The organism is Cupriavidus sp. 96C5-1 (genome assembly GCF_057798855.1).
The window spans coordinates 131,458-149,878 of the sequence record NZ_JBYOJU010000001.1; the positions used below are offsets into that span (position 1 = coordinate 131,458).

18 protein-coding genes and 1 tRNA gene are annotated in these 18,421 nt (G+C 67.4%); 12 read left to right on the plus strand and 7 right to left on the minus strand.

Going from position 1 to position 18,421, the window contains the following annotated elements; genetic code table 11:
* Positions 1-46: 46 nt before the first annotated feature.
* Positions 47-562, minus strand: a complete 516-nt coding sequence (locus tag AC3FOF_RS00610; protein WP_488725510.1) for a hypothetical protein — start codon at positions 560-562, stop codon at positions 47-49.
* Positions 563-723: 161 nt separating this feature from the next.
* Here AC3FOF_RS00610 and AC3FOF_RS00615 point away from each other — a divergent pair, with 161 nt between their 5' ends.
* The 4 genes from AC3FOF_RS00615 to AC3FOF_RS00630 all read left to right on the plus strand — a co-directional run bounded on the left by AC3FOF_RS00615 (position 724) and on the right by AC3FOF_RS00630 (position 3,915).
* Positions 724-1,353, plus strand: coding sequence for an HD domain-containing protein (locus AC3FOF_RS00615; RefSeq protein WP_488725511.1), 630 nt, complete (start codon positions 724-726; stop codon positions 1,351-1,353).
* Between the two features lie 40 nt (positions 1,354-1,393).
* Positions 1,394-2,431, plus strand: a complete 1,038-nt coding sequence (locus tag AC3FOF_RS00620; protein ID WP_017224213.1) for a patatin-like phospholipase family protein — start codon at positions 1,394-1,396, stop codon at positions 2,429-2,431.
* Between the two features lie 140 nt (positions 2,432-2,571).
* On the plus strand, positions 2,572-3,477 hold the full coding sequence (locus tag AC3FOF_RS00625; RefSeq protein ID WP_488725512.1) for an adenylate/guanylate cyclase domain-containing protein: 906 nt from the start codon (positions 2,572-2,574) through the stop codon (positions 3,475-3,477).
* Between the two features lie 96 nt (positions 3,478-3,573).
* Complete coding sequence (locus AC3FOF_RS00630; RefSeq protein WP_017224215.1) at positions 3,574-3,915, plus strand: cupin domain-containing protein; 342 nt, start codon at positions 3,574-3,576, stop codon at positions 3,913-3,915.
* A gap of 109 nt (positions 3,916-4,024) precedes the next feature.
* Here the strand turns inward: AC3FOF_RS00630 and AC3FOF_RS00635 are convergent.
* From AC3FOF_RS00635 to AC3FOF_RS00650, 4 genes are all read right to left on the minus strand, one after another.
* Positions 4,025-4,109 (minus strand) — tRNA-Leu (locus AC3FOF_RS00635).
* 305 nt (positions 4,110-4,414) lie between these two features.
* On the minus strand, positions 4,415-5,314 hold the full coding sequence (locus AC3FOF_RS00640) for an NAD(P)-dependent oxidoreductase (RefSeq protein WP_488725513.1): 900 nt from the start codon (positions 5,312-5,314) through the stop codon (positions 4,415-4,417).
* Between the two features lie 18 nt (positions 5,315-5,332).
* On the minus strand, positions 5,333-6,499 hold the full coding sequence (locus AC3FOF_RS00645; protein WP_488725514.1) for an ABC transporter substrate-binding protein: 1,167 nt from the start codon (positions 6,497-6,499) through the stop codon (positions 5,333-5,335).
* Positions 6,500-6,672: 173 nt separating this feature from the next.
* Positions 6,673-7,680: an AraC family transcriptional regulator gene (locus AC3FOF_RS00650; RefSeq protein WP_488725515.1), complete on the minus strand. Its 1,008-nt coding sequence runs from the start codon at positions 7,678-7,680 to the stop codon at positions 6,673-6,675.
* Between the two features lie 183 nt (positions 7,681-7,863).
* On the opposite strand from AC3FOF_RS00650, the gene AC3FOF_RS00655 reads away from it, so the two are divergent.
* The 7 genes from AC3FOF_RS00655 (at position 7,864) to AC3FOF_RS00685 (ending at position 14,480) form a co-directional block, all read left to right on the plus strand.
* Complete coding sequence (locus AC3FOF_RS00655; RefSeq protein WP_488725516.1) at positions 7,864-9,423, plus strand: long-chain-fatty-acid--CoA ligase; 1,560 nt, start codon at positions 7,864-7,866, stop codon at positions 9,421-9,423.
* A gap of 43 nt (positions 9,424-9,466) precedes the next feature.
* Complete coding sequence (locus AC3FOF_RS00660) at positions 9,467-10,654, plus strand: lipid-transfer protein (protein ID WP_488725517.1); 1,188 nt, start codon at positions 9,467-9,469, stop codon at positions 10,652-10,654.
* Complete coding sequence (locus AC3FOF_RS00665; protein WP_488725518.1) at positions 10,651-11,091, plus strand: MaoC family dehydratase N-terminal domain-containing protein; 441 nt, start codon at positions 10,651-10,653, stop codon at positions 11,089-11,091. Before AC3FOF_RS00660 ends, AC3FOF_RS00665 begins: the two co-directional genes overlap by 4 nt.
* Before the next feature lie 37 nt (positions 11,092-11,128).
* Positions 11,129-11,548 carry a MaoC family dehydratase gene (locus AC3FOF_RS00670; protein ID WP_488725677.1) on the plus strand — a complete coding sequence of 140 codons (420 nt, stop codon included), beginning with the start codon at positions 11,129-11,131 and terminating at the stop codon, positions 11,546-11,548.
* A gap of 63 nt (positions 11,549-11,611) precedes the next feature.
* A complete protein-coding gene (locus AC3FOF_RS00675; RefSeq protein ID WP_488725519.1) occupies positions 11,612-12,442 on the plus strand; it encodes an SDR family NAD(P)-dependent oxidoreductase in 831 nt (276 codons plus the stop codon).
* A gap of 3 nt (positions 12,443-12,445) precedes the next feature.
* A complete protein-coding gene (locus AC3FOF_RS00680; RefSeq protein WP_276266223.1) occupies positions 12,446-13,597 on the plus strand; it encodes an acyl-CoA dehydrogenase family protein in 1,152 nt (383 codons plus the stop codon).
* A gap of 73 nt (positions 13,598-13,670) precedes the next feature.
* The gene (locus tag AC3FOF_RS00685) at positions 13,671-14,480 is read left to right on the plus strand and encodes an enoyl-CoA hydratase/isomerase family protein (protein ID WP_276266224.1); all 810 of its coding nucleotides are present in this window, start codon (positions 13,671-13,673) and stop codon (positions 14,478-14,480) included.
* Positions 14,481-14,510: 30 nt separating this feature from the next.
* On the opposite strand, the gene AC3FOF_RS00690 is transcribed toward AC3FOF_RS00685, so the two are convergent.
* Positions 14,511-15,866: a serine hydrolase domain-containing protein gene (locus AC3FOF_RS00690; RefSeq protein WP_488725520.1), complete on the minus strand. Its 1,356-nt coding sequence runs from the start codon at positions 15,864-15,866 to the stop codon at positions 14,511-14,513.
* 257 nt (positions 15,867-16,123) lie between these two features.
* Here AC3FOF_RS00690 and AC3FOF_RS00695 point away from each other — a divergent pair, with 257 nt between their 5' ends.
* Positions 16,124-16,687: an acyloxyacyl hydrolase gene (locus AC3FOF_RS00695; protein ID WP_017228554.1), complete on the plus strand. Its 564-nt coding sequence runs from the start codon at positions 16,124-16,126 to the stop codon at positions 16,685-16,687.
* Positions 16,688-17,042: 355 nt separating this feature from the next.
* Here the strand turns inward: AC3FOF_RS00695 and AC3FOF_RS00700 are convergent, their stop codons facing one another.
* Entirely contained in the window at positions 17,043-18,266 is a 1,224-nt protein-coding gene (locus tag AC3FOF_RS00700; RefSeq protein WP_488725521.1) for an MFS transporter, read from the minus strand.
* Positions 18,267-18,421: the final 155 nt, after the last annotated feature.

Genomic DNA, 18,421 nt, shown 5'->3' on the forward strand with positions numbered 1-18,421 from the left:
CTATGCAAAGTGAATAGCCAAATAGCCAGGGACGAATCACGCTCCCTCACCTGACCCTGCCATGGCCGCCGCCGCCCAACGGATCGACAATGATCATGGTCTGCTGCAACACACCGCTGTCGTCGAAATAGCAGCTAAAGTGGGCCGGCAGGTAACCGTCCCTGTAGAGACGATAGGACCAGGCCTCCCGCTTCATCAGCGGGTAATACTGGATCGGGTCCCGCGGCTTGCCAAAGCGTTCTTCGATGTCGCGTTTGGTCCAGACTCCGACCTGTGCCTTGTAAATCTCATTTTCCGTCAGCATCTGGCGGAAGCCGGTGAGCTTTCCGCCGGCATCGAAATCCGCTGCGTAGACGTAAAAGCCGAGGGGTTGCCGGGAATAGATCCAGCGTGTTGCGCCGTTGGCCAGCCGGTAGCGCTCGCTGGGCGCGCCAAACGTATCGCGCACGCTGCTTTCCGGGCTGCCGATCAACCTGTTCCCGGTCTGCTCGGGCTGCAGGCTTGCGCAGGCGCAGACCGAGAAGATGGCTGCGCAGACCGGACCGGCCAATCGAGCTTGCATGGCAATGCTCCCGCGTCGGCACGCCGGTACTCCCAAGGCCGGCTGGCCTCGCCGGAAGGCGTGTCGGGCATGGCGCCCAAACATAGAATAGTCGAGGGAGTTGCCTGCCCGGGCAGCGCAAGGGACGAGATATTCCGAAGTGCCGGCGCGAAGGAGGTGGAATGAACCAGACGCAAGCGCGCTTCCTGGCGCTGTGGTCGCGCTGTGGCGGCGCGCACGGGGAAGCCGTCTATGCCGACCTGGCGCGGCACTATGCCGAGCCGGCGCGCCGTTATCACACGCTCCACCACATTCGCCGCTGTCTGCGCCATGTGGACTGGGCGCGCGCCGGGATTCCCGATGCGGACGCCGTGGAGCTGGCGCTGTGGTGCCACGATGTGATTTATAGCCCCGGCGCCGCGGACAACGAGCAGCGCAGCGCCGCGTGGCTGCAACGCCACGCCGGTGGCCGCATTGCCGCGGCCGGCCACGTTGCCCGGATGATCCTGGCCACCACGCACGCGTGCGCGCCTGCCGATCCCGATACCCGGTTCGCCCTCGATGTCGACCTGGCGGACCTGGGGGGAAGCCGGGCGCGATTCCGCCAGAACGAAGCGAACCTGCGGGCCGAGCAGCCGGGACTGGACGATGCCGCTTTCGACGCCAGCGCCCGGGCCTTCCTGGCCACCCTGCTGGCGCGGCCCCGCATCTACCATACAGAGGTATTCCAGGCTCGCTGCGAAGCCCGCGCCCGCCGCAACCTGGCATGGCGGCTTGCCCAGCCGGTGCCTCAACCGGCACGGCAGGATTGAAACCGGCGGCCGCCACCCGAAGCACGCCCAGGAGGCCGCCATGGAAGTGGAAGCGAAGCAACCCCCCGCAGTCCGCCGCATCAATATCGCGCTGCAGGGGGGCGGCACCCACGGTGCCTTCAGCTGGGGCGTGCTCGACCGCTTGCTTGAAGACGGACGCATCGGTATCGACGGCATCAGCGGCACCAGCGCCGGCGCGATCAACGCCACCGTGCTCGCCTACGGCCTCGCCAGCGGCGGCGCGCAAGGGGCGCGGCGCTCGCTCGAGACCTGCTGGCGCAAGGTATCCGACTGGGCGCGGCTGAGCCCCATGCAACCCACCTGGCTGGACCGGATGATGGGCGGCGGCCATATGGAACTGTCGCCGGCGTGGATGATGTTCGACCATCTCACGCGCTTCTACTCGCCCTACCAGTTCAACCCGTGCAACCTCAACCCGCTGCAGGACATCCTGGCCGAAACGGTCGATTTCGACGTGCTGCGGGACAGCAAGAGCGTCAAGCTGTTCCTGTGCGCCACCAATGTGCTGCGCGGCCGCATCCGCGTGTTCGGCACCGGGGAGGTCTGCGCCAAGGCGGTGCTGGCCTCGGCCTGCCTGCCGTCGCTGTTCCAGGCGGTGGAGATCGACGGAGAGTATTACTGGGATGGCGGCTTCATGGGCAATCCGCCGATCTATCCGCTGATCTACGAGACCGACAGCCGGGACGTGCTGATCATTCGCCTCAACCCGATCCGCATCCCCCAGGTACCGACCACCGCACGCGACATCCTCGACCGCATCAACACGCTGAGCTTCAACTCGTCATTGATGCGCGAGATGCGCGCCATCGAGTTCATCACCCGGCTGATCGACGAGGGCGCGCTCGATCCGGCGCGCTACCGCCGCATGCTGATCCACAGCATCGATGCCGAAAATGAAATGGCGCGGCTCGGCGCGTCGAGCAAATTCAATGCGGACTGGGACTTCCTGCGCGGCCTCTTTACGCTGGGCCGCGAACGGGCCGATGCCTGGCTGGCGAACAACTTCGACGCGCTTGGCCAGCGCTCCTCGATCGATATCGCGGAAACATTCCTCTGAGCGGCGGGGCCGTACTGCGCCCATGCCTGCCGCGGTTGGGACAAAACCCGTGCGCGTACTACCATCAGTGCAGAGCGCCGCGCGAACGGCCGGGTGGATCCTGAGCGGATCCTGAGTGGACCGGATGGGTTGAGACGCATATGGACCGGGAACCGAAACCTGACGTGTCCGATGGAGATGGGGCAGTGCTGTTCGCGGACGTCAGCAACAGCACCAGGCTGTACGAGACGGCCGGCAATGCGGCCGCCTTCGGCGCCATCGGGCAATGCATCGCCGTGATGAAATCCTGCTCGTCGGCCTTGCAGGGACGGGTCGTCAAGACCATCGGGGACGAGGTCATGGTGCTGTTTCCATCGGCCGGGGAGGCGATGCAGGCGGCACTCGACATGCAGCAGGCTGTCGCCCTGCTGCCACCGGTATCCGGCGTTCCCTTGTCGATCCATATCGGCTTTCACCATGGCCCGATCCTGCGGGACGGCGCGGGCGACGTGTTCGGCGACACGGTGAACCTTGCCGCTCGCCTTGCCAAGCTCGCCTCGCGGGGACAGATCATCACCAGCAAGGATGCGGTGGCGCATCTGTCCGCAAGGCTGCGCCAGGCAACGCGCTACCTGTACCCGATACAGGTGCGCGGCAAGGAGCGGCCCATCGAACTGTTCGAAGCCATATGGCAGCAGAATGCCGACATGACCGTGCTGGCCGAAGCGAATCCGCGCGCGCGCCGCCCCGCGTTGCTGACGCTGCGGCATCGGGAGACCCAGGTCCGCATGGACGGCGCGTCGCCACCGGCCACCATCGGGCGCGACGCCGCCATGACCATCGTGGTGGCGGACCGGCAGGCTTCGAGATTCCACGCGATCGTCGAGTCCCGCGCCGGCAAGTACATACTGATCGATCGCAGCGCGAACGGCACCCATATCACCATGGACGGCGACGACGAAATCATCCTCCGCCGCGACGAGGTCGCGCTCCGGGGCCACGGCTGGATTACGTTTGGCCAGCCGATGAGCGACGCCGGGGAACGCGTCGAGTTTTCCTGTACGTAGCAGGTCGCGCATGTCGTCCATGTTGCATACGCCGCACACGCCACACAAGCAGAAAGGGTCGCCACGCCCCACACCGAACATAACGAGGAGCCGTCCATGTCCCTGCCACACCTATCCTCCGGCCAGGTTGCCAGCGTGCTGCCGCTGGGCGAACGCCTCGGGCAGACGCCCACCACAGCGCTCTTCAAGGAGAGCCGCCTGGAGGTCATGCGGCTGGTGCTGAGCGCCGGCAAGCACCTGCCGGCGCATGCGGTAGCCGGGCCAATCACCGTGCAATGCCTGGAGGGCGACGTCGATATCGGCGTGGACGGCAGCCACCGGCTGCTGCGCCCGGGCGACCTGGTCTACCTGGCGTCCGGCGCGGCGCACGACGTGACGGCGATCAGCGATGCTTCGCTGCTGGTGACCATTGTGCTGGTGGAGCGGGGCGGGTCCTGACGGTCGTGTCTCGACGGTCGCGTATTCAAGGTCGCGTCTTCAATGTCGTGACGGCATTCGGGAAATGAAAAAGCCGTCACGGATGGAACCGGGACGGCTTCTTCGGCATTGGTGCCCGGGGTCGGACTCGAACCGACACGCCTTGCGGCGGGGGATTTTGAGTCCCCTGCGTCTACCTGTTTCACCACCCGGGCGGAGTGGGTGCTGGCGGATTTGCCGGGAGTCCGGCGTGCCAGCACGGTGCTGAGCCGGGAATTATGCCGTAAATCCCGCCAGGTCACAACTGGCTCCGGCCAGCGGGGCGGCGCTGCCGCGCCAGGTGCTGGCTGGAGGACCTGCGCTATGCCGGCGCCGGGCCCGCCAACGCATCGGCGCCCGGCACGGCGCATGTGCCGATGCCGGACAAGCACCATTTCAATGCGATGAACGACTTGGCGGACCGGGACAGCCCGCTGACGATGGCGGTACGGCGGATGATGGGCGTGGCATAGCGCCCCGGTCAGCCCTCCAGCACCCGCAGCAGCGACGACGTATCGTCCTTGCCCCAGCCCTTCTCCATCAGCATGCCCAGCTGGCGGGAGGTGGCCTGCATGGCAGGCAGTTCCAGCCCGAGCTGCCTGGCGATGTCGGCCGCCAGCCCGAAATCCTTGTCGTGCAGCCGTGCCTCGATGCCGGCCGCGAAGTCGTGCGCCACCATCTTCGGCCCCATCAGGTCTAGCATGCGGCTGCCCGCCATGCCGGTGGCCATGGCCTGCAGCACACGGCCGCTGTCCACCTGCTGCGCCTGCGCAAAGCGCATGGCTTCGGCAATGCCTTCGATATTGACCACCTGCGCGATCTGGTTGCACAGCTTGGCGACCTGTCCCGCGCCGTTGCCGCCGATATGGGTGATGGTCTTGCCCAGCAGCGCCAGCAGCGGGCGCACGCGCTCCAGCAACTCCGCCTTGCCGCCCACCATGATGGTCAGGCTGGCTGCCTCGGCGCCGGCCGTGCCGCCCGAGACCGGGCAGTCCAGCGCCTCGATGCCGCGCTCCGCCAGCCTGGCGGCAATCTCGCGCGTGACGATGGGCGAGATGGTGCTGTGGTCGATGCAGATGGTGCCGGGCGCAGCGCCCTCGATCACGCCGTGCTCGCCCAGCAGCACCGCGCGCACGTCTTCGGACGACGTCACGTTGGTGAACACCACCGCCGCGCCGCGCGCGACTTCGGCCGGCGTGGCGCAAGGCTGGGCGCCAAGCGCGAGGGCGCTGGCCCGCGCTTGCGGGCGGCGCACCAGCGCGCGCACGCCGTGGCCGGCGGCAATCAGGTGGCGCACCATCGGCGTGCCCATCGCGCCCAGGCCGATAAAGCCGACCGTCAAGGCCGAAGCCTGCGAAGTTGCTGTCGTTGCATTGCTCATGTCAAAACGTCCTTGCTCTTATTGGTCGCCCGCGTAGGCAAACCTGCCATTGCGGATCACACCCATCACGCGCGAGCGCTGGTCGAAGCCCTGGTGGTCCTTCGCGTTCATATTCATCACGCCGTTGGGGATGGTCAGGTTGGCCGTGGCCTCCAGCGCATCGCGCATGGCGTGGCGGAACTCCCGCGTGCCCGGCTGCGCGCCGCTCCTGGCGGCACGGCGCGCCGCGTCGTCCAGCAGCATCCAGGCGCCCCAGGCATCCCCGGCAAACTGCGTCACGCTGTCGGCCCCGTACTTTGCCTCATAGCGCGTCACGAATTCCAGCGCCACCTTCTTCACAGGATGGCCATCCGGCAACTGCCGCGCCACCACCACCGGCCCGGTGGGGAACAGCGTCCCCTCCACATCCTTGCCGCCCATGCGCAGGAAATCCCAGGTGGCGATGCCGTGCGTCTGGTACACCTTGCCCTTGTAGCCGCGCTCGCCCAGCGTCTTCTGCGGCAGCACCGAAGGCGTGCCCGCGCCGGCAATCAGGATGGCATCCGGGTTTGCGGCCATCAGCTTCAGCACCTGCCCGGTCACCGACGTATCGTTGCGCGAGAAGCGCTCGCTGGCCACCACCCTGAGCTTGCGCACCTCCGCCAGCTTCGAGAACTCACGCCACCAGCTCTCGCCATAGGCATCGTTGAAGCCGATAAAGCCGACCGTCCTGACGCCGTGGTTGCTCATGTACTCGGTGAGCACCGTTGCCATGTGGGAATCGTTCTGCGGCATCTTGAAGGCCCAGCGGCGCTTGGGGTCCGACTGCGGCTCGATGATGGCGGCGGAGGCGGCCAGCGCGAGCATCGGCGTTTCGCCTTCCGCCACCGCGTCCAGCGCGGCAATGGCGGTGGGCGTGATGTTGGGGCCGACCACCACATCCACCTTTTCCTCGGAGATCAGCTTGCGCACGTTGCGCACCGCGGCGGCGGGGTCCGAGCCGTCGTCCAGGATCACGTATTGCGCGCGCTGCCCGCCCAGGGTCTGCGGCCACATCAGCACGGTGTTCTTGGAAGGGATGCCGATGGAGGCGGCCGGGCCGGTGGTGGAGACGTCGATGCCGACGCGGATATCGGCCCGGGCGCAGAGGGAGGCCAGCAGCAGGGCGGTGGCCAGCAGGGTGGTGCGGATGAACGGGTTGGGCATGCGTGGTCTCCTCTGGGTCTTTTGTTATCGGTGTCCGGCCAGACTGCGGAACGGGTATCTTAACCATTCTTCGGCGGGGGCGGATCGCGCGGCGCGTCATCTGCGCCGTTCGCGTCATGCACATCGTCCGCATCGTCGGCGCCAGTGCAGTCCGGCGCGTGCCCCTCGCGCGCTTACGCGCCGCCCCGGCGATATGTCCCCGGCGCGCTGCCCGTCCAGCCCTTGAAGGCGCGCTGGAATGCCGCGCTGTCGGTGAAGCCCAGTTCCTGCGCCAGCGTTGCCAGGGGCGCCGTGCCGGTGTTCAGGCGGACGATCGCGATATCACGGCGCAGCGCGTCCTTCAATGCCTGGAACGAAGTTCCCTCCGTGGCCAGGCGTCTTTGCAGCGTCGAGGTCGACATATGCAGCGCTTGCGCCGTGGCGGCCAGGTCGGGCCAGGCGGGTTGCCCGGTCTGCAGATGCGCGCGCACGCGCGCGCTGGTCTTTTCTTCGCCGCGGCGCGGCATGATGACATTGGCCTGTGCTTCCGCCAGGAAGGCGCGCAGCGCGGCCTCGTCCCGGCGTACCGGGTTTTCCAGCCGGGCCGCGTCGAACCAGAAAGCCGACCGGGGCTGGCCGAAATTCAGCTGCGCGGGAAAGACCTTGCCATAGCTGCCCACATGCGGCGGGCAATCGAAGGCGAAATCGAAGCGCGCCACCGGCAGCTGTCCGCCCGCCATCCATGCCAGCAGGCGCCAGAAGACACGCAGCAGCATCTCGTGCAGAAAGGGCGTCCGTGCCGCCGCGGGGTTGACGAAGTGCAACGCCAGCCCGGCCAGTTCGCCTTCGCGCACCGGGCGCAGTTCGAGGTCGTCCTGCACCAGCCGGAAAGTGCGCGCAATGCGCCGGATGGCCGTCTCCAGGTTGGGTGCGCCCAGGGCCGAGCGGGCCGTCAGGGCGAAGCTGCCAGGCTTGAGCGGCCGCGACAGGAAGCCCAGGCCTTCGTCGCCGCGGCGGTGGATCAGGGAGCGGAAGAGGTCGATGTACTGGGCCGCGGTCACGCGGGAGCCGGCCTCCTGCAGCAACGCGGGGGCGATGCCGGCATCGGCCAGGTAGACGTCGCAAGACTGGCCGCGGGCCTGCACCCCGGCAAGCATGCCGTGCACCAGGGCGATGGAGATGGTGACCGGCGGAGGTGGCATGGATCGGGAGAGAGTCGTGGATTGAGGTCTTCTGCCATGCATTCGACGTGATGCGCAATTGCACGCCCAGCCGCGCGTTTCTACCATGGGCGGCACAAGCAATACAAGAAATACAAGGCGCGCAGGACGAGCAAAGACGCACAAAGACGCCAGCGTATTCGCCAAAACGACACGGAGACAGCCATGTACCTCACGCAGGCACTGCATCGTGCAGTGCAGCAACACCCCGAGCGCATCGCGGTGCGCTGCGGCGATCGCCAGCGCACCTTCCGCCAGCTGGCCGAGCGCGTGGCGCGCCTGGCCGGCGCCCTGCAAAAGCTGGGCATGCAGAGCGGCGACCGCGTCGCGATGCTGTCGCTGAACTCGGACCGTTTCCTCGAATACCAGATGGCGGTGCCCTGGGCCGGCGGCGTGCTGAATCCCTGCAATACGCGCTGGTCGGCGGCGGAGATCCTGTATTCGCTGGACGACTCGGGCTCGACCATCCTGCTGGTCGACGAGACCTTCAGCACGCTCGCGGCGCAGCTTCGCCGCGACGCCGTCACGCTGCGTGAACTGATCTACTGCGGCGATGGCGAGGTGCCGCCCGGCATGCATGGCTACGACGCGCTGCTGGCCGGCACCGCTCCCGTCCCCGATGCCGTGCGGCGCGATGAAGACCTCGCGGGCATCTTCTACACGGGCGGCACCACGGGTTTTCCCAAGGGGGTCATGCTGAGCCACGCCAATCTGTGCTGCTCGGGCCTGGCGCTGCGCGCCGAGGGCCTGGCCACGCCCGGCGGCACCTACCTGCACGCGGCGCCGATGTTCCACCTGGCCGACATGGGGCTCGCCATGCCGCAATGGATCGAGGGCAACACGCACGCGATCGTCCCGGCCTTCCATCCCGAACTGGTGCTCGATACGCTGGAGCGCGACCGCGTCACCCATGTGCTGCTGGTACCGACCATGATCCAGATGATGGTCGATCACCCTGCGATGAAAAAGCCGCGCGACCTGAGTGCGCTCCAGACCATCCTCTACGGCGCCTCGCCGATCTCCGAGACGGTGCTCGAGCGCGCCATGGCCGCGCTGCCCGGGGTGGGCTTCGTGCAGGCCTACGGCATGACCGAGCTGTCGCCGCTGGCGACCATCAATCCCGCCTGGTATCACACGCCGGAGGGCCGCAAGCAAGGCAAGCTGCGTTCCGCCGGCCGCGCCAGCTACACCTCCGAGGTCCGCATCGTCGACGGCGACGGCATCGAAGTGCCGCGCGGCGCGGTGGGCGAGGTGGCGGTGCGCGGCCCCACCGTGATGCAGGGCTACTGGAACAAGCCGGAGCAGACCGCCGCGGCCGTGCGAGACGGCTGGATGCACACCGGCGACGGCGGCTACATGGACCAGGACGGCTTTGTCTTCGTCGTCGACCGCATGAAGGACATGATCGTCAGCGGCGGCGAGAACGTGTATTCCGCCGAGGTCGAGAACGCGCTCGCCCAGCATCCCGCCGTGATGGCCAGCGCCGTCATCGGCATCCCGAGTGCCGAGTGGGGCGAATCGGTGCATGCCGTGGTGGTGGGCAAGCCGGGCGCCGGCGCCACGGCCCCGGAGCTGATCGCCCACTGCAAGACGCTGATCGCCGGCTACAAGTGCCCGCGCAGCGTGGAGTTCCGCGACGCCCTGCCATTGTCCGGCGCGGGCAAGATCCTCAAGACCGAACTGCGCAAGCCCTTCTGGGAAGGGCAACAGCGGCAAGTCGGCTGAACCCGACCATCCTGACCATTCTGACCATACGCAAGGAGTAGCCATGGCCTCATCCGTGATCGTTGCCGGCGCCGGCATGATTCCATTCACCAAGCCGGGGGCAAGCGAGCCTTATCCCGTGATGGCCGCCAGGGCCGTGCGGGCCGCACTGGCGGATGCCGGCGTCGGGTACGCCAGCGTGCAGCAGGCGTACGCTGGCTACGTGTACGGCGATTCCACCGCCGGCCAGCGCGGGCTGTATGAAGTCGGCATGACCGGCATCCCGGTGATCAACGTCAACAATAACTGTTCGACCGGCTCGACCGCGCTCTACCTGGCGCGTCAGGCGGTGGCGAGCGGCGTGGCCGATTGCGTGCTGGCTTTCGGCTTCGAGCAGATGATGCCGGGCGCGCTAGGCGCGGTGTTCAGCGACCGGCCCAGTCCCTTCGAGCGCTTCGACGCGCTTGCCGCCGAGCTGACCGATGTCGAACTGCCGCTGGCCTTGCGCTACTTCGGCGGCGCGGGGCTTGCCCATATGAAGGAGTTCGGCACCCGGGTCGAGACCTTCGCCAAGATCCGCGCCAAGGCCAGCCGCCACGCTGCCAACAATCCGCTGGCATTGTTCCGCAACGTGGTGAGCGAGGAAGAGGTGATGGCCGCGCCCATGCTCTGGCCCGGCGTGATGACCCGCCTGATGGCCTGCCCGCCGACCTGCGGCGCGGCGGCGGCGATCCTGGTGTCCGAGGCGTTCGCCAGGAAGCATGGTCTCGACGCGACGGTGCGCATCCGCGCGCAGGCCATGACCACCGATACGCCGGAGAGCTTCGGCACGCGCGATATGCGCGACGTGGTGGGCTTCGGCATGACGCGCAGCGCCGCGCGGCAGGTGTACGAAGCCGCCGGCGTGGGTCCCGAGGACATCGGCGTGGTGGAACTCCACGACTGCTTCGCCCATAACGAGCTGATCACCTACGAGGCGCTCGGCCTGTGCCCGCTGGGCGGCGCGGAGAAATTCGTGGTCGACGGCGATAACACCTATGGCGGCAAGGTGGTCACCAACCCGTCCGGCGGCCTGCTGTCGAAGGGCCACCCGCTGGGTGCCACGGGGCTGGCGCAATGCACGGAACTGGTCGAGCAATTGCGCGGGCGGGCCGGGGCGCGGCAAGTGGACGGCGCGCGGCTGGCGCTGCAGCACAACCTGGGCCTCGGCGGCGCCTGCGTGGTCACCCTCTACGAGCGCGCCGGATCATGATCGACAGGAAATGGATAGGCTTTGAGCTCGGCAGCTCGGCGTTGCCCGTCGAGCGCGGCCGGCTGCAGTTCTTCGCCAAGGCCATCGGCGAGACCAGCCCGGTCTACACGGACGAGTCCGCCGCGCACGATGCGGGTTATGCCGGGCTGCCGGCGCCACCGACCTTCCTGTTCACCGCCGAGCTGGATTCAGGCGCGATGTTCGGCCTGCTCGACCGCCTCGGCGTGAAGATCCAGAACGTGCTGCACGGCGAGCAGAGCTTCGAGTATCTCGGCCCCGTCGTCGCGGGCGACACGGTAACCGTCCGCTCCCGGATCAAGGACATCTACGACAAGAAGAACGGCGCGCTCGAATTCATCGAGACCGAGTCGCGGGCGACGAACCAGCGTGGCGAGCTGGTGGCCCGGATGCGGGCGCTGACCGTGGTGCGCAATTGAAGGAGCGGACATGAGCGACATGACTGGCAAGGCTGGCATGACAACCCCCAGCTTCGATTCGGTGCAGGTCGGCGACACGCTGCCCGCATTGACCCTGCCCCCGGTGGACCGCCGCACGCTGGCGCTGTTCGCCGGCGCCTCCGGAGATCACCACCCCATCCATGTCGACCTCGACTTCGCGCGCCGCGCCGGCCTGCCCGACGTGTTCGCCCACGGCATGCTGGGCATGGCGTGGCTGGGGCGGCTGCTCACCGGCTGGGCGCCGCAGTCGCGCCTGCGCCGTTTCGACGTGCGTTTCCAGGGCATCACCCATCTGGGCAATATCGTGCAGTGCAGTGGCCGCGTGGTTGGCAAGCTCGACGTCGACGGCGAACGCTGCGTGCGCATCGAGGTGCAAAGCGCCAACCAGTACGGACAAACCAAGATCGCGGGCGAAGCGCTGGTCGCGTTGCCCTGAGCCCCGTCTGCCACTCCACATATCCACATATCCACATATCCACATATCGCAGGAGACATAGCCATGACTCGAAAACTCGAAGGCAAGGTTGCCCTCGTCACCGGCGCCGGCCGTGGCATTGGCCGCGCGATCGCGCTCAAGCTGGCCAGCGAAGGCGCGCGCATCGTTATCAACGACCTCGATGCCGAACCGGTCCAGGAGGTGGTGCAAGCCATCCGCGACGTGGGCGGGGAGGCATCGGCCTGCGTCGGCAGCGTGAGCGCGCCGGACTTCGCCGAGCGCTTCGTCGGCACTGCCGTCAGTGAGTACAAGGGCCTCGACATCATCGTCAACAACGCCGGCTACACCTGGGACAACGTGATCCAGAAGATGACCGACGAGCAGTGGTACGCCATGCTCGACTGCCACCTGACGGCGCCGTTCCGCATCCTGCGCGCCGCGCAGCCGGTGATCCGCGGGTTCGCCAGGGCCGAAGCCGACGCCGGCACGCGCGTGGTGCGCAAGGTGGTCAATATTTCCTCGGTGGCCGGCCTGTTCGGCAACGCGGGCCAGGCGAACTACGCCACCGCCAAGGCCGGCATCGTCGGCATGACGCAGACGCTGGCCAAGGAGTGGGGCCGCATGAACGTGACCGTCAACTGCGTGGCCTTCGGCCTGATCAAGACCCGCCTGACCGGCAGCACCGCGGACGAAGCCACCGCCAATATCGACGGGCGCGAGATCAAGGTCGGCGTCAACCCGGACCTGATGGCGATGATGGAACGGGCCATTCCGCTGGGTCGAGGCGGCACCCCTGACGAGGCCGCCGGCGCGGTGTACATGCTCTGCATTCCGGAGTCGGACTACGTGAGCGGCCAGACGCTGATGTGCAGCGGCGGCATGACGGGAATCTGAACCATGCTGCCGCAACCGTACCGCCATCAATGGATGGACGAAGAGATCGAGGCCTTCCGCGAGCAGGTGCGCCGCTATGTCGCCGGCGAGCTGGCGCCGCACCTGGACGGCTGGCGCCGCCAGGGTTATATCCCGCGCGAGGTCTGGGGCCCGTTCGGGCAGATGGGTTTCCTGTTGCCTGAAATGGACGAGGCCTATGGCGGCGCCGGTGCCAGCCTGGCCTACCAGTGCGTGGTGCAGGACGAACTCGCCAAGGCCGAGGTGCCCGCCAATACCGCGGTGCACACCATCGCGGCGCACTACATCCTGGACTACGGCACCGAAGCGCAGAAACAACGCTGGCTGCCCAGGCTCGCCAGCGGCGAGATGCTGGCCGGCATCGCGCTCACCGAGCCCGGCTGTGGCTCCGATCTCCAGGCGCTGCGCACCCGCGCCCGGCGCGACGGCGATGCATATGTGATCGACGGCGCCAAGACCTTCATCACCAACGGCTTCACCGCCAATCTGCTGGTGGTGGCGGTGCGCACCGGCGAGGCCGGCGGCCGGGGCGTGTCGCTGATCGTGCTGGAGACGGAGAATCTGCCCGGCTTCCAGGTCGGGCGGCGGCTGGAGAAGCTGGGCCAGCATGCCTCCGACACCGCCGAGCTGTCCTTCGATGGCGTGCGGGTGCCGGCCGATCGCCTGCTGGGCGGGGAGGAGGGCAGGGGCTTTGCCCAGCTGATGAGCCAGTTGCCCTATGAACGCATGCTGCTTGCCGTGCCGGCCGCGGCGGTGATCGAGCGCGCGGTGGCGCTGACGCTGGAGCACACCCAGCAGCGCAAGGCCTTCGGCCAGTCGCTGTACGATTTCCAGAACACCCGCTTCAAGCTCGCCGAGTGCGCCACGCTGGCCCATGTGGTGCGCAGCTTCGTCAACGACTGCATCCAGCGGCTGCTGGACGGCACGCTCGACGATACGGCGGCCTATATGGCCAAGTGGTGGTGCACCGAGCAACAGGGCAAGGTGACCGACGAATGCCTGCAGCTCTTCGGCGGCTACGGCTACATGATGGAGTACCCGATCGCGCGCCTGTACGCGGACGCGCGCGTGCAGCGCATCTATGGCGGCGCCAACGAGATCATGAAGGAACTGATCGCGCGGAAACTGCCGGCATGAAGCGCCGCTGGTATCTGGCGCACTCCACGCAGTACACGCACTCCACGCAATACACGCATATGCGGACGAAGCAATGCAACAATCCGACGGTGTGAGCTGGGGCATGGCCGATGAGATCGGCCGCATCGTGCTGAGCCGGCCCGAACGCGCGAACTCGCTGACCCTCGCCGCCAGCCGCGCGCTGGTGCGTGCGATCGACGACGTGCTGGCGCGCAAGCCGCGCGCGGTGCTGCTCGCCGCCGAAGGGCGCATCTTTTGCGCCGGCGGCGACATCGGCGAGTTCGCGGCGGCGGGGACGGCGCTCGATGCGCTGGTGGACGACATCCTCACCCCCTTGCACCCGGCGCTGTACCGGCTGGCCACGGCGCCGCTGCCGGTGGTGGCCGCGGTCAACGGGCCGGTGGCCGGCGCGGGCATCGGCCTGGCGCTATGCGCGGACTTTGTGCTGGGAACGCCGTCGACGGTGCTGCGCACCGGCTATGCCGCCATAGGACTGTCGCCCGATGCCGGGGCCTCGTACTTCCTGGCCCGCCGTGTCGGCGCCGTGCGGGCGCAGCAGTGGCTGATGCTCAGCGAGGCGATCGACGCGCAGCGCTGCCTCCAGCATGGGGCGATCGATGCCCTGCACCCGGAAGCCGAACTCGCCGGGGCCGCCGAGGCGCTGGTGGCGCGGCTGGCGCGCGCGGCGGGCGGCTCGCTCGCCGCCATCAAGACCCTGTGCAGTGGCACGCCCGCGCGCGGCCTGCGGGAGCACCTCGCGCTGGAGCAGGCGTTGCTTGTGGCGCGTGCTGGCAGCGCCGATGCACGGGAAGGCGTGCAGGCGTTTATCGAGAAGCGGACGCCGCGGTTCACGGGCGGCGAGCCGGCGAGCGGCATGCCGTGAGCGGACTGGCCGGCCGCGCCCGGGCCTGGCCTATCGCGGAATCGCTGCATAGATGGCTTTGGCGGCACCCGCGAACGCCTCCGGGGATTCAACGGGCCGGCGCGGTGCCGGTGCGGCCGGTGCCGCGCTGGCGCTGGTGGCCCGTGGCGCGGAGTCCGGATTGGACGAAAACTTCACGATCGTCAGCGCCTTCTTCGGGTTGATATAGATCTTCTGGCCGAAGCGCCCGCTTGCCTCGATGGAGCCGTCGCCGTCGTTCACCTGGTACCAGTAGTCCCGGTACGCGTAGTTGCTTCTGCCGTTGGCCAGGTTGCCCTTGGCAAACAATGCCTGGTTGCCGTTGGGCCTCAGGGCAAGGCGAACCGCCTTGCCAGGGATGCCGTCGGGGTCCGCTCCCGCACTGGCCTTGCGGATGGCCTCGGCAAAGCGGGCAGCGTCGCGCAGGGTGCTGTTCATGCCGCCGCTGGCCATCTCGGTGCCGAGCGGGTCCACCTGGATATAGGCATCGTCCTGTGCGAACTTCGACCAGATCCGCTCGGAGACCAGCGCGCTCCAGGACTGGCCGGTGATCCTGCGCAGCGCCCAGGCAACCGCCTCGGGCGAACCGTTCTGGTAGTACCAGACCCTGGCCCCGGTGGCGTCCTGTGGATTGCGGGCGACTTTCAGGAAGTCGTAGATATTGTCGGGCGCACCCTCCCGGCGGGGCACGATGCCAACGGCGCCGAACAGGCCGAGATCCGGAGGCAGGCTCGCGGGGTAGCTCAGCGCGACCTCCATGTCCAGGTTCTGCTGGATCGTCGCTTCCCCGAAGGGATTCCCGGCAAGTTCCGGCACGTACGTTGCCAGCTTTGCCTGGGGATCCAGCTTGCCTTCGTCGATCAGCATGGCGGCAAGCAGGCCGGTGATCGACTTCGTCATCGAGGCCCAGATATGCGGCTGCCGGGGGCCGAAGGAATCGAAGTAGCGTTCGTAGACAACCTGCCCCTCGTGCAGGACGATGAAGCCGTCGGTGTACGTATCGCGCAGGTAGCTGGATAGCCTGACCGGCTTCCCGTCGCATTCGAATGTCACATCGTCGAGATTCCCCGCCGGATGTGCCGGCAGTGGCAGGGCGGAAGCGGCACGATCGATGCCGGCGGTAGGCGAGGTCTCGCGGGTGTGGCGGAATGCCCATCGGAGGTTCGGCAGCTGGAATGCATTGGCTTTGGTGACGCGCTTGTCCGGTGCGGGCGGAAAGCCCTGCATCACGCCAAGCCGGACCGGGTCGGTGGTGTCGGCCTGGCCCTGTGCATTGGCCAGGGCGGATGCGGCCGCCACCATGGCCGCGACTGCAATCGATGCGCCGCCGCGCGTCTTGCTTGCGCTGTACGCGCTTGTTGCCTGCATGGTGTCTCCATCGCGATTCGTGGTTTCCGCCATAGTCTGGGAGACACCGGCTGTCGCCGCAATGCATCATCGGCTATGAGGACATAGCCAAAGGGAATGTGGCAATCGGGGGCGGGAGAGCCTGCATGCGCGTGCAAGCCGGAATCGTGCCTCGGTGTCTTTTCCACCTTGCTGCGCGATGAATGCTCCGCACGGTCCTCAGGAAATTGAACTACGCTGGGAAGAGTGCCGCGGCTGCGTTACAAGAGGATCCCACAATGCGCACCTCCCGCTTTGCCGCCATCCTCATGCTCTGCGGCGGCAGCGCCCTGGCCCAGGCGGGGCCGCCCGTCGCCGGCGCGGGCTGGTTCGAGCCGCCTCGCGCCGGCATCTCCCTTGGCGCAGCCCCTGAAGCCTCCCTTGCCCGCTTCGAGGTCCGCTGGGACCTGAAGCAGGATCTCTGGTCGCCCGTATCCGGGTGGTTACGGCTGCGCCTGGGCCTGGAAGCCTCCGTCGGCGCCTGGGATCCGCACGGCGGCAGCAGCGGCGTGATGGGCGACATCGGTCTGACGCCCGTGCTCCGCCTGCAGGGCGCAGGCCGCACAGGCTTCTTCACAGACCTTGGCGTGGGCGCCCACCTGCTCTCGCGCACGCGGATCTCGGATTCGACCGTCTTCTCCACGGCGTTCCAGTTCGGCGACCGGCTGGGCGTCGGCTATCACTTCGGCGATGCCGCCGGCTCCGAGCTTGCGCTGCGCCTGCAGCATTACTCCAACGGCAGGATCAAGCGGCCCAACCCTGGCATCAATTTCCTGCTGCTGCAGTACTCGGCTCAGTTTTGAGAAAGGCGCGGACGGCTTGCGGGCGCCCATTATGCCGACCTGGATCAAGCGTCCGCCGTCCGCCAGCGAGCGGACGTTGCGCTCCAGGCAGAGGGCGCCGGTGAAGTCGATGATGATATCGACGAGATCGCGACCGGCTTCGAAACGCCTGCGGCAGGTTGAGGGAAGCGAGGCGGAGGGGACCAGCCAGCGATGGCGTGCTCGCCGGTCCGGTAAGCCTGCGTTCGGGATCTCAATGCGGAAGGCGCCCAGCGCGAGCCGATTCGATCAGCCAGCGATCTGGAGGTCGAGTTCCCTAGGGTATCAAGGGAGCGAACGCGCGGCGGGAGCGGTGGACTTCCTCGCGCCCGTCCATTCAACCGGCCGGGGGAAGCGTGCCGGCGCGATGCCGCTGGCCCGGTCGCAGGAATGCGAACGCGATCAGCGCAGTCAGGGCCAGGCACGCAGCGGCGAGGAAAGCGCTGGCCGGGTGCAGCCGCCACAGCGCCCCGGCGATCAGCGACGCAGGCAGGTAGAGCAGGCCGGTCACGAAGTTGTAGAGCCCGATCGCGGAGGCGCGCCGCTCCAGTTCGATATCCGCGATGAACGCCTTGCTCTGGGCCTCGTCGATGGCAAAGAACACACCGTAGAGCACGAACAGGACCATGGTCTGCCATTGCCGGGTCGCGAACGCGAATCCAAGGCTCATCAACAGATAGATCAGGTAGCCCAGCATGATGATGCGCGCGCGTCCCACGCTGTCGCCGAGCCGGCCTATCAGCGGCGAAGCCACCACGAAGGAGAGATTGAACAAGGCGTAAAGCAGCACGATGTCCTTGACGGAAAAACCGGTGCCGTGCGCCCGCAGCAGCAGAAAGCCAAAGCTGAAATAGGCGAGCGAAAAAATGCCCGCCGGGACCAGGTAGCGCTTGAAATCCGGGCTGAGGGTTTCCCACGTATCGAGCATGTTCTCGCGCCCGTGCCGGACCCCCGGCTGGTCCGTGATGAAGCACAAGACCACGATGCTCAGCAGGGCGGGAACGAGCGCGATCCAGAAGAGTATCCGGAACGTCCGGGCGCCCTCGCCAAGCCACGAGAGCAGGGCATAAGCCGCGAGGGGACCGGCGACCGCGCCTGCCTTGTCCAGCGCCTTGTGTACGCCAAACGAATAGCCCCTGCGTTCCTGGTCGGCCAGCGCCGACAACCACGCGTCGCGCGGTGGTCCCCGGAGGCCCTTGCCCAGCCGCTCGACGACACGGAAGACACCGAGCCCGGCGATCGTGGTGGCGGCTAGCAGGATGACCTTGGCCAGCGTGGAGAAGCCATATCCGGCCAGGGCAAAGACCTTGCGCCTGCCGCTGCGGTCCGACAGCCAGCCGGCGAAGTAATTCAGCGAGGAGGCGGATAGATCGGCCAGTCCTTCGATCATGCCGAGCAAGGCGGCAGATGCCCCGGCAATCGTCATGAAGAAGATGGCGAACACGGAGAAGATCATCTCGGAACTGAGATCGGTCAGGAAACTGACCAGACCGAGCTTGAGCACGTCGGGATGCACGTCAAACCTGCTGGCCATCTCGTCGGTCGATACTGGATTCTTCATGCGGGTCCCCGGCGCTCATGGTCTGAGTCTAGGTCAAGCCCGCAACCTTGCGGATGCCGCAGCCTGCCTGTGCGCTTCAGGCTGGAACAGCAGAGCAAGCGGGGCGGGTGGGATCCTCGCATTTCCGCCGCCAGCGCGTTCCGCCGGAACTTGCT

Bases quoted from the DNA above. Each gene is read 5' to 3' on its own strand.
- AC3FOF_RS00680 (WP_276266223.1), top strand. From the start codon at position 12,446: ATGCTGCCGCAACCGTACCGCCATCAATGGATGGACGAAGAGATCGAG.
- AC3FOF_RS00660 (WP_488725517.1), top strand. From the start codon at position 9,467: ATGGCCTCATCCGTGATCGTTGCCGGCGCCGGCATGATTCCATTCACC.
- AC3FOF_RS00640 (WP_488725513.1), bottom strand. From the start codon at position 5,314: ATGAGCAATGCAACGACAGCAACTTCGCAGGCTTCGGCCTTGACGGTC.
- AC3FOF_RS00625 (WP_488725512.1), top strand. From the start codon at position 2,572: ATGGACCGGGAACCGAAACCTGACGTGTCCGATGGAGATGGGGCAGTG.
- AC3FOF_RS00610 (WP_488725510.1), bottom strand. From the start codon at position 562: ATGCAAGCTCGATTGGCCGGTCCGGTCTGCGCAGCCATCTTCTCGGTC.
- AC3FOF_RS00670 (WP_488725677.1), top strand. From the start codon at position 11,129: ATGACAACCCCCAGCTTCGATTCGGTGCAGGTCGGCGACACGCTGCCC.
- AC3FOF_RS00700 (WP_488725521.1), bottom strand. From the start codon at position 18,266: ATGAAGAATCCAGTATCGACCGACGAGATGGCCAGCAGGTTTGACGTG.
- AC3FOF_RS00695 (WP_017228554.1), top strand. From the start codon at position 16,124: ATGCGCACCTCCCGCTTTGCCGCCATCCTCATGCTCTGCGGCGGCAGC.
- AC3FOF_RS00650 (WP_488725515.1), bottom strand. From the start codon at position 7,680: ATGCCACCTCCGCCGGTCACCATCTCCATCGCCCTGGTGCACGGCATG.
- AC3FOF_RS00630 (WP_017224215.1), top strand. From the start codon at position 3,574: ATGTCCCTGCCACACCTATCCTCCGGCCAGGTTGCCAGCGTGCTGCCG.
- AC3FOF_RS00685 (WP_276266224.1), top strand. From the start codon at position 13,671: ATGCAACAATCCGACGGTGTGAGCTGGGGCATGGCCGATGAGATCGGC.
- AC3FOF_RS00655 (WP_488725516.1), top strand. From the start codon at position 7,864: ATGTACCTCACGCAGGCACTGCATCGTGCAGTGCAGCAACACCCCGAG.
- AC3FOF_RS00665 (WP_488725518.1), top strand. From the start codon at position 10,651: ATGATCGACAGGAAATGGATAGGCTTTGAGCTCGGCAGCTCGGCGTTG.
- AC3FOF_RS00620 (WP_017224213.1), top strand. From the start codon at position 1,394: ATGGAAGTGGAAGCGAAGCAACCCCCCGCAGTCCGCCGCATCAATATC.
- AC3FOF_RS00615 (WP_488725511.1), top strand. From the start codon at position 724: ATGAACCAGACGCAAGCGCGCTTCCTGGCGCTGTGGTCGCGCTGTGGC.
- AC3FOF_RS00645 (WP_488725514.1), bottom strand. From the start codon at position 6,499: ATGCCCAACCCGTTCATCCGCACCACCCTGCTGGCCACCGCCCTGCTG.
- AC3FOF_RS00675 (WP_488725519.1), top strand. From the start codon at position 11,612: ATGACTCGAAAACTCGAAGGCAAGGTTGCCCTCGTCACCGGCGCCGGC.
- AC3FOF_RS00690 (WP_488725520.1), bottom strand. From the start codon at position 15,866: ATGCAGGCAACAAGCGCGTACAGCGCAAGCAAGACGCGCGGCGGCGCA.